This is a genomic window from Clostridium polyendosporum, from assembly GCF_018332455.1.
Lineage (GTDB): Bacteria > Bacillota > Clostridia > Clostridiales > Clostridiaceae > Clostridium_AY > Clostridium_AY polyendosporum.
This window is the reverse complement of sequence record NZ_BOPZ01000005.1, coordinates 143,025-157,564: the sequence shown is the minus strand read 5'-3', so window position 1 is coordinate 157,564 and position 14,540 is coordinate 143,025. Positions and strand designations below refer to the sequence as shown.

Here is a 14,540-nt window from a genome sequence, read left to right as displayed (position 1 = left end):
AATAATTTTACAAAAATGTAAAATGGAAATCATTGACATTGTTATAAAAAACTATTTAATGTTATAATTTGAATTAGATAAAAAAGGTAGGGGAGGGTAGTAGCTCTTGTATATATAGTTATAAGAGCTGAAAACTATGATGAAAAGAGCGATTTCTACTTTAATTGCTTTGAGTGTGGTTATTGGAACTGGTGTACAAGCATTTGCAGAACCAATTACAGAAGCACAACAGAAGCAGATTCAAGAAAACAGAGATAAGTATGCTGACGTAAATAGTAAGATAGATGACTTAACTAGTAAAATAGATGACTTAGATGATCAAATTCAACCTTTAGTTATAAAAATTGATAAAAATAATGATGATATAAAGAAAGCAAAAGGTGAAATTGATTCAACTGAAAAAGCAATTAATAAAGCAAGAAAGGAACTCCAAGACAAGGAAAAAGTCTTTGGAGAAAGAATAAGAGCTATATATAAATCTGGTGGACAAGAAAGCTATTTGGCACTACTTCTTAGTTCAAAGAATATGAATGATTTAGTTTCTAAGATGCAAGCTGTAGGAAAAATAATGAGCATCGATAAGAAGATAATTACTGAGCTTAACAATAAGAAAAAGGAATTAGATGATAAAGTAAAAGAATTACAAGCAAAGAATGAGGAGCTTGAAAAACTTAATAAAGAAACACAAACACAGCTTGATGAACTAAATAAGAAAAAGGACGAGCAACTTAAGCTTGTTGCGCAGTTAAAGGAAGAGCAAAAGAAGGCTTTATCAAATTTAACTGAGAGTGAAAGAGTATTAATTGAATATCCTATTTCAATAATTAACAATTCAGATAGTTCTATTGAGGATTTAAGAAATGCTAGAAAAATGCTTGATGCAGCAAGAGTTAAAGTTGTAAGTTCAGTTATTGAAAAGCAAATACAAGATTATGATAGTAAAGCTGTTAATCTTATAGAAGAAAAAAAGAAGGCTAAGACTACAAGTACTTTTGTACCTAGTAGAGGAGCTGTTCCAGCTTCAAGTGCTCCAGCACCAAGTGCTTCAGCATCATCTGTAGTATCTTATGCGTATCAGTTTTTAGGAACTCCTTATGTTTGGGGAGCAACAGGCCCAAGTACTTTTGATTGTTCAGGATTCACATCATATGTATATAGAAAGTTTGGAGTTAACATAGGAAGAACTACGTATGATCAAGTCACTGTTGGTACACCAGTATCTCGCGGAGAGTTACAGCCAGGAGACTTAGTATTTGAAAGAGGTTCAGCTTCAGCTCCTCAGCATGTTGGTATATATGTTGGCGGAGGTCAAATAATACATGCACCAAGAACAGGTGATGTAGTAAAAGTTGGTCCAATTTATGATTATGTGGCAGCTAGAAGAGTAAATTAATTTAAAGAGCTAGATTACTAGCTCTTTTTTAATTTGCAGTAGTTGGGTATAATAAATAATGACATTTAGACGGAGGAACAAAGAGCAAATGAGAATTATAGATAAGGAAATGATAAAAACACTGGTTTGGGATGGTGAAACTTTAGATGATTTACAATTAAAAGGTATTCATCTTATACAGAAGAAGGATGCTTTTAGATTTGGGGTTGATGCTGTTTTGTTAGCTAATTTTGCAACTGTAAGAAAAGGTAATGAAGTTATAGATTTGTGTACTGGCACAGGGATTATTCCTTTTATAATAGCTGGTAAGACTGAGGCGAGAAGAGTTACAGGTATAGAGATACAAAGAGAAATGGTTGAAATGGCTAATAGAAGTACACAACTTAATATGCTGGAAGATAGAATTACTTTTATAGAAGAAGATCTTAAGAATTTAAAAATTATGAAATCTATACCTAAGGCAGACGTTGTTACTGTAAATCCCCCATATAAACTTAATCAGTCTGGAATTCTAAATCCAAATGATAAAACTGCCATTGCTAGGCACGAAGTTTTATGCAATTTAGAAGATGTTATTATAGCTTCTAGAATACTTCTTAAGGATAATGGACGATTGTATATGGTTCATAGACCAGAAAGATTAGCTGATATTCTTTGTCTTATGAGAAAACATAAAATAGAACCAAAGAGAATTAGAATGGTTCATCCTAACACGAAGAAAGCGCCTAACATCATTCTTGTAGAAGGTCAGAGAGATGGAGGACAATTTTTAAAGTTGGAACCACCTTTATATGTTTATAATGATGAGGGTGGGTATAGTGATGAAATTAATAGAATATATGGAAGGGAGTAGGGGGAAATGAGCAAACTTTATTTAGTGCCTACACCTATAGGTAATCTCAAAGATATAACTTTAAGAGCATTAGAGGTACTTAAAGATGTAGATGTCATAGCTGCAGAGGATACTAGACAAACTTTAAAGTTATTAAATCATTATGAAATAAAGAAAACTCTAATAAGCTATCATCAGCATAATGAACTTGGAAAAAGTGAGAGCATAATTGATAGAATTAGGAAAGGTGAAAAAATAGCACTTGTTACTGATGCAGGAACGCCTGGAATATCTGATCCAGGTGCTGTAATTGTTCAAAGGTGTATAGACCAAGAAATAGAATTTGAGGTACTGCCAGGGGCAACAGCTATAACAACTGCAGTAGTTTATTCAGGATTAGATACTTCGAAATTTCTATTTAGAGGCTTTTTGCCAAGAGAAAATAAAGATAGAAAACCAATAATAGAAGAACTTAAGAATAGAACAGAAACTCTTATATTTTATGAATCACCACATCGACTTTTAGATACTTTGAAGTTTTTATATGAGAACTTAGGTAATAGAAAAATAGCAGTGTGTAGGGAGCTTACAAAACTTTATGAACAAATATTCAGAGCTTCGTTAGATGAAGCTATAAAATATTTTGATGAAAATTCTCCTAGAGGAGAATTTGTACTTGTTATTCAAGGTAAAAGTTTAGAGGAAATAGAAAATGAAAAAATGGCACAGTGGGAACACCTTACTATAGAAGATCATATTATTAAGCTTATTAATGAAGGGTTAAATAAAAAGGAAGCTATTAAGAAGGTGGCTAAGGAGAGAAATCTTCCTAAATCAGAAGTTTATAAATATTCAACAGAAATATAAAATGTCATAGATAAATAAATAAGTATTAAGTTATTCATTCATTGTAATTTATGACAATCTTTGGGGTTTTAAGTTCTAAATCTTAAAAAGCAAAAAGCACTTCAATATAATTTGAAGTGCTTATATTCAACACCATCAAGGGGAGTGAGGTGTTGTAATAGAGAATAGAATATTATTTGTTGGCCATTTCACAAAGTGAACTCTGGCTAAAACTGGGCAGGCTCGACGCCTGAGAAGTTTTATTTATCGTCTTTTAATTCTTCTAAACAGTTTTTACAGATATTCTTACCCTTGTAGTTTACAACATCTCTTGCATCTCCACAGAATATACAAGCTGGTTCATACTTCTTAAGAATTATTTGTTCTCCATCTACATATATTTCAAGAGCATCCTTTTCAGCTATATCTAGAGTTCTTCTTAACTCTATAGGAATTACTATTCTTCCTAATTCATCTACTCTTCTAACTACACCTGTTGATTTCATTGTTATTCCTCCTCAATTTTTACATCGTTCGACAAATTCTATAATAATACTAACAAAAATGTAATATAAAGTCAATACGTTATTCAGAAAAAAATGTTTTTATTTACATTTTTTTTATTTTTATATCATCTAATATAAAATATACTACCATTTTTTTGAAAAGTCAATAGGTCTTTAAATCAATAAACTTATATTTTTTTATTACAAAAAAAAGCTTGTACCCCTATTTATGGATATGTATACGTTTGTAATGGTTATAATTTAACGGAATATGGAAAAAATAAACTATATGTGAAAATAATAAGTTGATAAATAAAATAAGTAAATTGTTGGAATGATGGATAAGCTATGTCGAAAAAAAACATATGTTATTTAAATAAAAAATCTTATATAATCAATATATGTAACTAAAAGGTATTTTGCTTATAATTAATACTGAGAAAAGAAAATATATAACTTTAATTAAATATTAAGTAAATATTTACCACGCAGTTTAACGTACTAATAGTACATTTTGCAGTTAATTGTAAAAATAATGTAATATTTTTTTCAGAATATTATCAGGGAACTATTAAAAAAATATTTATAGGTAGGGAATCATCCTCTAAATATCAATAATTTGTCCACAAATAATATGTGGATAATGTGCAAAAGTTTGAATTTTTATCCACAGCTTATTGGATTGTGAGAACTTATCAACATATACTGTTGATAAGTTGTGAATAAATAATGATTATTATTGAAGTATGTGTATGTAGTATTTAAAATGTAAATAATTAATCTAAAATAGATTAAGGTAACTTGTAATGGGTTTATATATACTATATAATGATAATAGGTAACAAAGTTGATGAGTATTAAGGGTGTTGAATTCTAGTCAGATTCCATTTTGTGAAATGGCAGCAAATAAAAGTGCAAAAATAGAAAGTTTAGAGGTGTAGATATGGAAACTAAAAAATTCGATGCTAGTCATGTTATGAATCTAGCGGAAGAAATGTCAAAAAACAATATAGTTTCGTATAACGATCTTCCTAAATATGATTTATTCTTATCACAAGTTATTGATTATTTAAATGATAAGTTTATTGATGATAAATATACAAATAATATAGTACAGAATTATATTAAGAGTGAAGTTATATCTAAACCGGAAGATGGAAAAAAAAGAGGATATACTAAAGTTCATTTAACTCAATTACTATTGTTAAGTTATATGAGGCCGCTATTAACCACTGAAGAGATAAAGAAAGTTTTTAGACTTGCATTCAATGAAATAAATGATAGAGAAGATGATATAATTTCATGGGAGGATGCTTATAAGGTTTTCTCAGAAGTCCAGACTGAAAGTTTGAAAGAGTTTTTAAAAGATCCTTTATTTGATGAATCTAAGTTAGAAAATACAATAAAGAGTTTACATTTAGAAGAAACAGATGAAGAGAGAATTAGGATATTCCTTATGGTGATGGCTCTTATAGCACAGGCAAGCGTTATTAAAAAGCTTGTACAAAAATTAGTTAGTCAGTATAATGCAGAATAGTCATATAAGGTTTTTTACCTTATATGGCTTTTTTTATAACGATTTTTATTACAGTATATATAGATACACAACTTCATAACTGAATTTATAATTCAGACATATAAGTTTATATTGAATTAAGAATTATAGGGAAAGTATTGCATTCCGAGATTACTTTCCAAAGCTAGTTAGGTATTGGAATTGTGTATCTTTAGTAAATAAATTAATATTAGTTTTATCTAATTATAAAATTTAGTATTAAATTAAAACTTTCTAATATGTGCATATCTAATGAGTGAGAGGAGGATGATATCATGGATAGTATGGTTCAACTTATAGGTAATCTAGGCTTTCCCATCACAATTTCTCTTTATTTACTTACTAGAATTGAGGGGAAATTAGAGAACTTAACAACTAGTATTAACAATCTATCACAGGTAGTTTCTAATATTAAAAATAATACCCCTTAGTGTGAAAAATATAGGTATTGTTTTAGTCTAAAGGATTAGACTTAGCTATTATCGTTATACAACTTTAAATTACTTAGGAGAAGTTATGATAAAGAAGGAAGTTAAGGTTTCTGTAAGAAATCTTGTACAGTTTATTTTAAGAAAAGGAAATATTGATAATAGGTTTATAGGAAAAAGTAGAGCACAGGAAGGGATAAAAGCTCATCAAAAACTTCAAAAACAAAATAAAAATGATTATGATAATTATGAAAAGGAGGTTTATCTAAAGCATGTCTTTTCTTTTGATGACTTAAATATTGCTGTTGAAGGAAGAGCAGATGGAATAATTGTTGATAATAATGATGTTATTGTAGAAGAAATAAAAAGTACAAATAAAGAGCTCATACATATAGATGCCGATTATAATCCTACGCATTGGGCTCAAGTTAAGTTTTATGCTTATATATATTCCATACTCAATGGATTAGAAAATATAAGTGTTCAGATCAGTTATTATCAGCTTACATCAAATGAAATAAAAACCATAAGAAAATTATTTTCTATTAATGAACTGAAGCTATTTGTAGAAGATGTTTTAGAAGGATATTATAAATGGGCTAAGCTTTCTTTAAGTTGGATTAATGAGAGGAATACCTCAATAAAAAGTACAGCATTTCCTTTTAAGGAGTATAGAAAAGGGCAAAGAGAACTAGCAGTATCAGTATACAATACCATTAGAGAAGGTGGAGTACTCTTTGCTCAAGCACCTACTGGGATAGGAAAGACTATATCTACAATTTTTCCTGCAGTTAAAGCTATTGGAGAAGAGAGCGGTGACAGGATATTTTATCTAACAGCTAAAACTATCACCAGAACTGTGGCGGAAGAGGCATTTAAAAGATTAAGAGACAAGGGATTAAAATTTAAGACTATAACCCTTACTGCTAAAGACAAAATATGCTTTAATGAGAGAATAGGATGTAACCCTGAGCAGTGTCAATATGCTCTTAATTATTATGATAAGGTGAATAATGCACTATTTGACGTAATAACTAATGAACAGTATTTTTCACGGGAAATAATAGAACAATATTCTATAAAATATAATATATGTCCATTTGAGTTTTCTTTAGATTTAAGTTATTGGTGTGATGGTATAATATGTGACTATAATTATGTATTTGATCCTAGGACTTATTTAAAAAGATTCTTTGATGATATAAATGAAAGATATATATTTTTAGTGGATGAAGCCCATAATCTAATAGATAGAGGAAGAGATATGTTTTCTGCTGAAATATTAAAAAGTAATATTTTGGAAGGAAGAAAATTTGTTAAAGGAAAGGTACCAAAGTTATATAAATCCTTAAATGCATTAAATTCTTTTATGGTTGATGTAAGAAGAAGTGGAGAAGAGCAGGATGAAAAGTCATATTTACTAGAAGGAGAACCAAAGGATATTTATCCTCTTATAAGAAATTTCTTAAAAGAGTCTGATGAATACCTAGTAAAGAATCAAAATGTAGAAGGATATGAGCACATTTTAGAGTTATACTTTGATTTAAATGCTTTTGTTAATATGTCAGAATACTATGATGAGGGGTATTTAAGTTATGTGGATTGTTCTAATAAGGATGTAGCGCTAAAACTATTCTGCATATATCCTAGAAACAACCTTCAGCAAGGTATTAAGAGAGCACATAGTACTATTGTTTTTTCAGCAACTTTAACTCCTTTAAATTACTTTATTGATATACTAGGCGGAGAAGAAGGAAGTTATAAGATGAAGCTTTCTTCGCCATTTAATTCAGAAAACTTGTGCCTTATGATATCGCCTATTTCTACACGATATAAACGAAGAGAGCAAACTTTCTCAATTATAGTGGATTACATATATAAATTTACTCAAGGGAAAAAAGGTAACTATATGATTTTCTTCCCTTCCTATGCATATATGATGAAGATATATGAGCTGTTTAAATATACCTATCCTAATTTGAATATAATTTTTCAAAAAGGAGAAATGAAGGAAGAGGAAAGAGAAAATTTTTTAAACTGTTTTAAAGAGAACCCAGTAAACACCTTAATAGGGTTTTGTGTAATGGGAGGAATATTTTCAGAAGGTATAGATTTAACTAATGATAGGTTGATAGGTGCAGTTATAATAGGGGTAGGACTTCCACAGATATGTTTTGAAAGAGAGATAATAAAGCAATACTTTGATGAGTTTAAAGCTGCTGGATATGATTATGCGTATACTTTTCCGGGAATGAATAAGGTACTACAGGCAGCTGGGAGAGTTATAAGAACGGAAGAGGATAGGGGAGCAGTTTTATTAATTGATGACAGATTTTTAACTTCTAAGTATATTTCTTTAATGCCAGAAGGGTGGAAAAACTTCTCTATGGTTAATACTAAAGAAAACATAAATCAAGTTTTAAAATATTTTTGGAATTAATTGTGTTTTTCATTGATTTGCTGTCGTTTAATAAAGTGAAATCTGGTTAAAGCTGAGTAGGATTCATGTCTGTTTAGCTTTATTTAAGATTTGAAGAAAAGCGTTAATGAAGAAATTCAGCTCTTTAAATTGAACTGAATTTCTTTTTTTATTAACAATTTTTAATTATTCATTAACTGTTATGGTATAGGTGCATTTAAAGCTTTTATTTATTTCTAAGCTTATTATGCCTTCTTTATTTTTGAATTCTCCTCTAAAGTCATCATAGTCTGCATGTCCAAACCATGGTTCAATACAAACAAAAGGAGCACCTGAAGGTTTTGACCATAAACCTAGATATGGAAATTCATTGAAATCAAAAGTCACGTTTTTAGAGTGATTTTTTGATTTTAATGTAATCGTATGAGATTTTAAACTATTAAATACAAGAGCATCATTCTTGAAGAGTTCTGTTGTAAGGCCTATAATGTTCTCTTCTTTTAATAATGGTATTTTTTTCCCCGAAAAGTATCCATCAGATGTTAATTCCATAGTTGAAGCAGTTTCTTTCTCACTAAATTCAAAGTAATAATCCTGGAAATTTTCATTTTCTAATATAGGACACTTAAAGGCTGGATGCGCACCTATTGAGAAGTATATATCTGTATTGTCTAAGTTATTTACGATATATTCAATTTTAACTGAAGAATCTTCTAAAGTGTATTTTATCTGAAGTGAAAACTTAAATGGATATTTTTCTAGAGTTACTTTTGAATGTTTAAGTTCAAAAGTAAGTGAGTTTTCAGTTTGTTCAAAAAGATTGAACTCTGAAGTTCTAGCAAGGCCATGTTGAGGAAGTTCAAATGTTTTGTTATTAATAATATATTTGTTATCGTATACTTTGCCTACAATAGGAAATAGTATAGGAGCATGGTACTTCCAATATGTTTCATTACCATCCCATAAGAATTCGGTATTAGTTTTTTTCCCTTTAATACTATGAAGTTCCCCTCCAAAAGTAGAAGCTGTAATCTTTAATAAATTATTTTCTAAGGTTTTTAGCATTTATTAAACACCCTTTCTTTATTTGCTACCATTTCACAACGTGAAATCTAGGTCGAATTTAATAGGATCTATACCTATTAAATTTTATTTTACTATAAAAAATAGAGCATAGTTTTATGCTCTATTTATTTTAATAACTTAAATTTAAAATTTAGGAGTCGCTGCAGTTGGTTTTACATCCTCGAATATATACTTTTGCATTTGTTCCTTAGTAGCTTCTTCATCAAATTTTAAATACCATACACCATTTATTGTAGCTCCTGTACAATAGCCATCAAGTGGAAATCTTTCCTGTTCTAGATTGGTAACTCCAGTACTTAAAGCATTTGTACCAATTTTTATTAAGTTAATAGAGCTTAAACTTGTTTCAACATATGGTAACAACTTATTAACCATTGATGGATAATTTGCAACACCTGCGTTCTTAATTTTGTTGAAAAGTGCAGTTAAAACAGTTCGCTGTCTTTCAGTTCTTTCAAAGTCGCCATTTCCAACATATCTTATTCTGGTATATGCAACGGCTTGTACTCCGGATAATGTTTGAAGTCCAGGCTGTGAAATATGTTTTCCAGGTTGTTTGATAATGTCTGCAACGCTGTCAATATATGCATTAACCATTTTAACTTCATAATCTTTAATGTTTATATCAACACCACCAAGTTCATCTATAATTTTAGATAATTCTCCAAAGTTAACAGCAACGAAATCTTTTATGTTTAATCCATAGTTTTGATTCAATGTCTTTATTGCTAGCTGTGGTCCACCAAAGGCATAGGCATGATTTAATTTATCCTTTCCGTAACCTTCTATGGCTACATAAGAATCTCTCATAATTGAAGTCATCTTAATCTTTTTAGTCTTTGTATCAATAGTAAGAACCATTGTAGAGTCGGATCGACCTCTTTCACCTGGATTCATTTGGTCAACTCCAAAGAATGCTATGTTTATGATGTCATCTTCTTTATCTTTAAATTGTTCTGTAACAGAATTATCAATACCTAAGTCATCATTGCTTTTAGATATTTCAGTTTTATTAACCTTATTTAACAAATTATAAGTATAAAATGCACCAAATCCTATAATGAATATAAGAATAAACAATATAGTTAATACAATTACTTTAGTCTTTTTATTACTTTTATTATTTTTTCTTGAGTGTTTCGCTCTCTTCACCATGTTTCCACCGCCTTAATAAAAACTCAATATTAAAATTATACTATTAAAGTACTTATAAATAAATAATAATCACATAATAATGTCATATTATTTATGTTACTTGTATAAAATTATACGATAGATCCAAGATTAAAAAAATAATTTTTTACTTGATAAATGTAATATAATAAATTAGTTTTTTTGTGAGAATATTAATAAATGGATTTATAATACATTGCTATGTAGACACATAAAGATAAACAATCTCATAAAAAATTTATTAATAATAAGATAATCTACTATAAAAATTTTTAGTAAGGTGATTGAATGGATAAAGATTGTTTACTAAGAAGAAATTGTTTTTTTATCATAGTTAAAAAGCTAATAAAAAAGGTAAAGAAAGATGATATATTTGCTCTAGCTTCTCAGCTTGCTTATAATTTAATACTTGCCTTTTTTCCTTTTCTTATGTTTCTTATGACATTAGTTGGGTTAAGTAACTTAAGTAGTAACGATGTCTTAGTAAGTTTAAAGAGTATTCTACCCTTGAATGCTTATGAGCTTATTGAGTCTACAGTAGTAGAAGTGGTAGAAAGTCAACAGAAAGGACTTTTATGGCTCAGTATTTTGCTTGCGTTATGGACATCTTCTTCAGGTTTTAGTGGAGTAATTAAAGGGCTTAATAAAGCTTATGAGGTCAGGGAAACACGATCTTATTTTAAAGTAACCTATATATCTATTCTTTGTACTTTAGCATTTGCTTTAATGATAATAATAACTTTGTTTCTAATGGTTTTTGGAGATCTTATAGGTAAATTTCTAATTATAAAGTTTCCTTTCGATAAAGCCATAAAATTTGCATGGGATATGTTCCGATTTATTATTCTTATATCTATGATGATTTTAATTTTTGCATCTTTATATTACTTTACTCCAAATAGAAGACTTACTTGGTCAGAGGTTTTGCCAGGTGCAGTCATAAGTACAATAGGATGGTTAGCTACCTCCTATGGTTTTTCGTTTTATGTAAATAACTTTAGTAATTATTCTAGGTTTTATGGTAGCCTAGGAGCAATATTCGTGCTTATGACGTGGTTATTTTTAACCTCCTTACTACTTCTTCTTGGAGGAGAAATAAATGCTGTGTTAGCAGAAGATTATTAAAAAACTCGACCAAAATTGGTCGAGTTTTTTAATATCCATTTGGGTGATTTTTATGCCAGTTCCAAGCTGTTTCAATGATAGTTTCAAGAGAGTTGAATTTAGGCTCCCAACCTAATTCCTCAATTGCTTTCTTTGAGGATGCTATTAAAACTGCAGGGTCCCCAGCTCTTCTTGGAGCAACTTCTGCTGGTATAGGATGACCAGTTACCTTTCTTGCGACATCTATTACTTCTTTTACAGTGAAACCAGTGCCATTTCCAAGGTTGTATATTCTGCTTTCTCCGCCATTCATGAGTCTTTGTAATGCTAGAGAATGAGCAGAAGCAAGATCCGATACATGTATGTAGTCTCTTACACAGGTACCATCCTTTGTATCATAATCATCTCCAAACATCATAATTTTATCTCTTTTTTCTAAAGCTACTTGTAGTATAAGTGGTATAAGATGAGTTTCAGGTGAGTGATCCTCTCCAATCTTACCGTTTATATGTGCTCCAGCAGCATTGAAATATCTAAGAGCAGTGTATTTTATTCCATAAGCATTGTCACACCACTTCAGTATTTTTTCAACTAATAGCTTGGATTCACCATAAGCGTTAGTTGGGTCATTTTTATCTTCCTCTAAGATTGGTATACTTTCAGGTTCTCCATAGGTTGCTGCTGTTGAAGAAAATACTATGTATTTAACATTATGAGCCCTCATTGCCTCAAGAAGAGTTATTGTACCAGATACATTATTATTAAAGTATTTTAAAGGCTCACTCATACTTTCGCCTACTAAAGAATATGCAGCAAAATCAATAACTGCTTCTATATGATTTTCAGTAAATACTTTATCTAATATAGTTCTATCTCTTAAGTCTCCTTCGTAAAGCTTACCCCCTAAGATAGCATCTTTATGGCCTTTTTCAAAGTTATCAAGTATTACAACATCTTTTCCACTTTCTAACAACTCTGCTACCATGTGACTTCCTATATAGCCAGCACCACCACAAATTAATATTGCCATTGATATCCCTCCTTTAAATGTATAATTATATTATAATACTATTGCTAATAATACTACTAGAGATTTGAAGTTAAATTATTATTGTAGTAAAATATTTACAGTTATATCTTTACGGAGGGATGGCAAATATGAAAGAAACTAAAATGAGAAATAAGTCTAATAAGCAAAAGATAATAATTATATTTGGTCTAATAATTGCATCAGCTTTACTAATAGCAGTAGGAGGATCATATTACTACATTAATAAGATTAATAGAGTAAAACTTGATGAAAATAAAATAGGAGTAACAGATGTAAATCAAGTTCCTATAAATGATGATAAAAGTACACAATCTGGAAGAAATAAGGTCAAAAATATACTTCTTCTTGGAGTAGATAATCAAGAAAAAGCTTCTGATTCAAATATAATAATAAGCTTAGATGATACTTCAAAACAAATAAAACTATCTTCATTGATGAGAGATACTTACGTAGAGTATGGACCAGATAAGGTGAATAAATTAAACTATGCTTACCATTATGGAGGGCCAGAATTATCTGTAAAAACTATAAATGAAAAATTTAAATTAGACATAACTGACTATGTAAAAGTAGATTTTAATGGTCTTACCAAGATTATAGATCAAGTTGGTGGAGTGGAAATTAATGTAAGGTCATCGGAAGTTAAGTCACTTAATGGATATGCTAAAGATATAGCAAGTATTGGTAAAACTCAATATACTCCTATAAGTAGGTCAGGAAACCAAGTTTTAAATGGACAACAAGCAACTGCATATTGCAGAATTAGATATGTAGGAAATCAAGACTATGAAAGAACCGAAAGGCAGAGAAGAGTTCTTGAGCAAATATTTAGTAAGTTGAAGGATAAATCTGTTACTGAATACCCAACAATACTTTCTAATATACTACCTTATATTGAAACTAGCTTAAATAGAATTGAAATAATAAGTGTAGCAACGACAATTTCTAACTATGGAAAGAATGGCATAAAGGAAACAAGATGTCCTTATGATGGTCTAAGGCAGGATGCTATGGTTAATGGAATATATTACATGAAGTGGAATGAAGAAGAAAACGTTAAAAAACTTCATCAATTTATTTACTTACAATAACATTTAGGGATAAGTGTTATGTAATCAGGTTATTATTTAGTAATTAAAGATAAATAACTTTAATTCTTAAACAATTCATGAAAAGTAAAGCTGAATAGGCTCGATGCCTGGTCAGCTTTATTTATTGTTATTTAACTACATAAGTCTATAAAATTAATAAGTCTCTCCTAGTTTTATATATTATTTTTATATCGTTATAAGTCGAATATAAAAGTACTGTGCTATAATGAATTAATTGAAGTAGGAAATATGGAGGTGTACATATGACAACACTATATCTTACAAGACATGGTGAAACTCTTTGGAATGTAGATAAAAGAATGCAGGGATGGGGAAATTCACCTTTAACTGATCTTGGAATAAAGCAAGCTGAGAGTTTAAGTGAGAGATTAAAGGATGAAGTAATAGATGTTATTTACTCAAGCCCTATAGAAAGAGCGTATAAAACTGCTGAAATACTTAAAAGAGGTAGGAATATAGATATAATAACTCATGAAGGATTAAAAGAAATTCATGTGGGGGAATGGGAAGGATTAACTCTTGATGAAATTTCAAGAAGTGAACTTTATGGTGAACAGTTACAAAACTATTTCTATAATCCAAACAAGTATAAACCTTTTGGAGGAGAAACTATTGATGCACTTTCAGAAAGATGTGAGAAAGCTATTAAAGAGATTATAACTGAGAATAAAGAAAAGAAGATTCTTATAGTAACTCATGGAATAGCATTAAAAATGATAATGATGTATTTTATGAAGGTTACAAAAGAAGAAATAATGAAGTTGCCAGTTATGGGACAAGCTGGATTAACTCAAATTGAAGTATATGATGATAATTTTGATATTATTTTAAATAATGATATCTCTCATTATGGAAGAGATTTCACAACTAAAGGATGGTAGAATATAATCAAAGTGCATTAGTTTATACCTAAATGAAATTTTCTTTAATTTAGAGTAATTTATGGTAGACATTCAAAAAATACAAATAACAATTATAAATAAAAGTGAATAGGTATCGAACCTATTTACTTTTACCTATATTTCGCTTTGTGAA

13 protein-coding genes are annotated in these 14,540 nt (G+C 29.6%); 9 read left to right on the top strand and 4 right to left on the bottom strand.

Going from position 1 to position 14,540, the window contains the following annotated elements; genetic code table 11:
- Nucleotides 1–136 precede the first annotated feature (136 nt).
- The 3 genes from CPJCM30710_RS04765 (at nucleotide 137) to rsmI (ending at nucleotide 3,092) form a co-directional block, all read left to right on the top strand.
- Nucleotides 137–1,393 (top strand): C40 family peptidase, encoded by a 1,257-nt coding sequence (locus CPJCM30710_RS04765; protein WP_212903034.1) that lies wholly within the window; start codon nucleotides 137–139, stop codon nucleotides 1,391–1,393.
- Nucleotides 1,394–1,481: 88 nt separating this feature from the next.
- Nucleotides 1,482–2,246, top strand: coding sequence for a tRNA1(Val) (adenine(37)-N6)-methyltransferase (locus CPJCM30710_RS04760; protein WP_246503451.1), 765 nt, complete (start codon nucleotides 1,482–1,484; stop codon nucleotides 2,244–2,246).
- A gap of 6 nt (nucleotides 2,247–2,252) precedes the next feature.
- Nucleotides 2,253–3,092 (top strand): 16S rRNA (cytidine(1402)-2'-O)-methyltransferase, encoded by an 840-nt coding sequence (gene rsmI, locus CPJCM30710_RS04755; RefSeq protein ID WP_212903033.1) that lies wholly within the window; start codon nucleotides 2,253–2,255, stop codon nucleotides 3,090–3,092.
- A 239-nt stretch (nucleotides 3,093–3,331) separates the two neighbouring features.
- Here the strand turns inward: rsmI and CPJCM30710_RS04750 are convergent, their stop codons facing one another.
- Nucleotides 3,332–3,577: an AbrB/MazE/SpoVT family DNA-binding domain-containing protein gene (locus CPJCM30710_RS04750; protein WP_212903032.1), complete on the bottom strand. Its 246-nt coding sequence runs from the start codon at nucleotides 3,575–3,577 to the stop codon at nucleotides 3,332–3,334.
- Between the two features lie 943 nt (nucleotides 3,578–4,520).
- Between CPJCM30710_RS04750 and CPJCM30710_RS04745 the strand changes: the two genes are divergently transcribed.
- The 3 genes from CPJCM30710_RS04745 to CPJCM30710_RS04735 all read left to right on the top strand — a co-directional run bounded on the left by CPJCM30710_RS04745 (nucleotide 4,521) and on the right by CPJCM30710_RS04735 (nucleotide 8,000).
- The gene (locus tag CPJCM30710_RS04745; protein ID WP_212903031.1) at nucleotides 4,521–5,114 is read left to right on the top strand and encodes a DUF1836 domain-containing protein; all 594 of its coding nucleotides are present in this window, start codon (nucleotides 4,521–4,523) and stop codon (nucleotides 5,112–5,114) included.
- Nucleotides 5,115–5,407: 293 nt separating this feature from the next.
- Nucleotides 5,408–5,563: a YvrJ family protein gene (locus CPJCM30710_RS04740; protein WP_212903030.1), complete on the top strand. Its 156-nt coding sequence runs from the start codon at nucleotides 5,408–5,410 to the stop codon at nucleotides 5,561–5,563.
- Nucleotides 5,564–5,648: 85 nt separating this feature from the next.
- Nucleotides 5,649–8,000, top strand: a complete 2,352-nt coding sequence (locus CPJCM30710_RS04735) for an ATP-dependent DNA helicase (RefSeq protein ID WP_212903029.1) — start codon at nucleotides 5,649–5,651, stop codon at nucleotides 7,998–8,000.
- Nucleotides 8,001–8,165: 165 nt separating this feature from the next.
- On the opposite strand, the gene CPJCM30710_RS04730 is transcribed toward CPJCM30710_RS04735, so the two are convergent.
- On the bottom strand, nucleotides 8,166–9,044 hold the full coding sequence (locus tag CPJCM30710_RS04730; RefSeq protein ID WP_212903028.1) for an aldose 1-epimerase family protein: 879 nt from the start codon (nucleotides 9,042–9,044) through the stop codon (nucleotides 8,166–8,168).
- Nucleotides 9,045–9,188: 144 nt separating this feature from the next.
- A complete protein-coding gene (locus tag CPJCM30710_RS04725; RefSeq protein WP_212903027.1) occupies nucleotides 9,189–10,220 on the bottom strand; it encodes an LCP family protein in 1,032 nt (343 codons plus the stop codon).
- Between the two features lie 306 nt (nucleotides 10,221–10,526).
- Between CPJCM30710_RS04725 and CPJCM30710_RS04720 the strand changes: the two genes are divergently transcribed.
- Entirely contained in the window at nucleotides 10,527–11,363 is an 837-nt protein-coding gene (locus CPJCM30710_RS04720) for a YihY/virulence factor BrkB family protein (RefSeq protein ID WP_212903026.1), read from the top strand.
- Nucleotides 11,364–11,391: 28 nt separating this feature from the next.
- Here the strand turns inward: CPJCM30710_RS04720 and galE are convergent, their stop codons facing one another.
- A complete protein-coding gene (gene galE / locus CPJCM30710_RS04715) occupies nucleotides 11,392–12,372 on the bottom strand; it encodes a UDP-glucose 4-epimerase GalE (protein ID WP_212903025.1) in 981 nt (326 codons plus the stop codon).
- 128 nt (nucleotides 12,373–12,500) lie between these two features.
- Between galE and CPJCM30710_RS04710 the strand changes: the two genes are divergently transcribed.
- Both CPJCM30710_RS04710 and CPJCM30710_RS04705 read left to right on the top strand, forming a co-directional pair.
- The gene (locus CPJCM30710_RS04710) at nucleotides 12,501–13,484 is read left to right on the top strand and encodes an LCP family protein (protein WP_212903024.1); all 984 of its coding nucleotides are present in this window, start codon (nucleotides 12,501–12,503) and stop codon (nucleotides 13,482–13,484) included.
- Between the two features lie 263 nt (nucleotides 13,485–13,747).
- Nucleotides 13,748–14,386: a histidine phosphatase family protein gene (locus tag CPJCM30710_RS04705; RefSeq protein WP_212903023.1), complete on the top strand. Its 639-nt coding sequence runs from the start codon at nucleotides 13,748–13,750 to the stop codon at nucleotides 14,384–14,386.
- The last annotated feature ends 154 nt before the right edge of the window (nucleotides 14,387–14,540 follow it).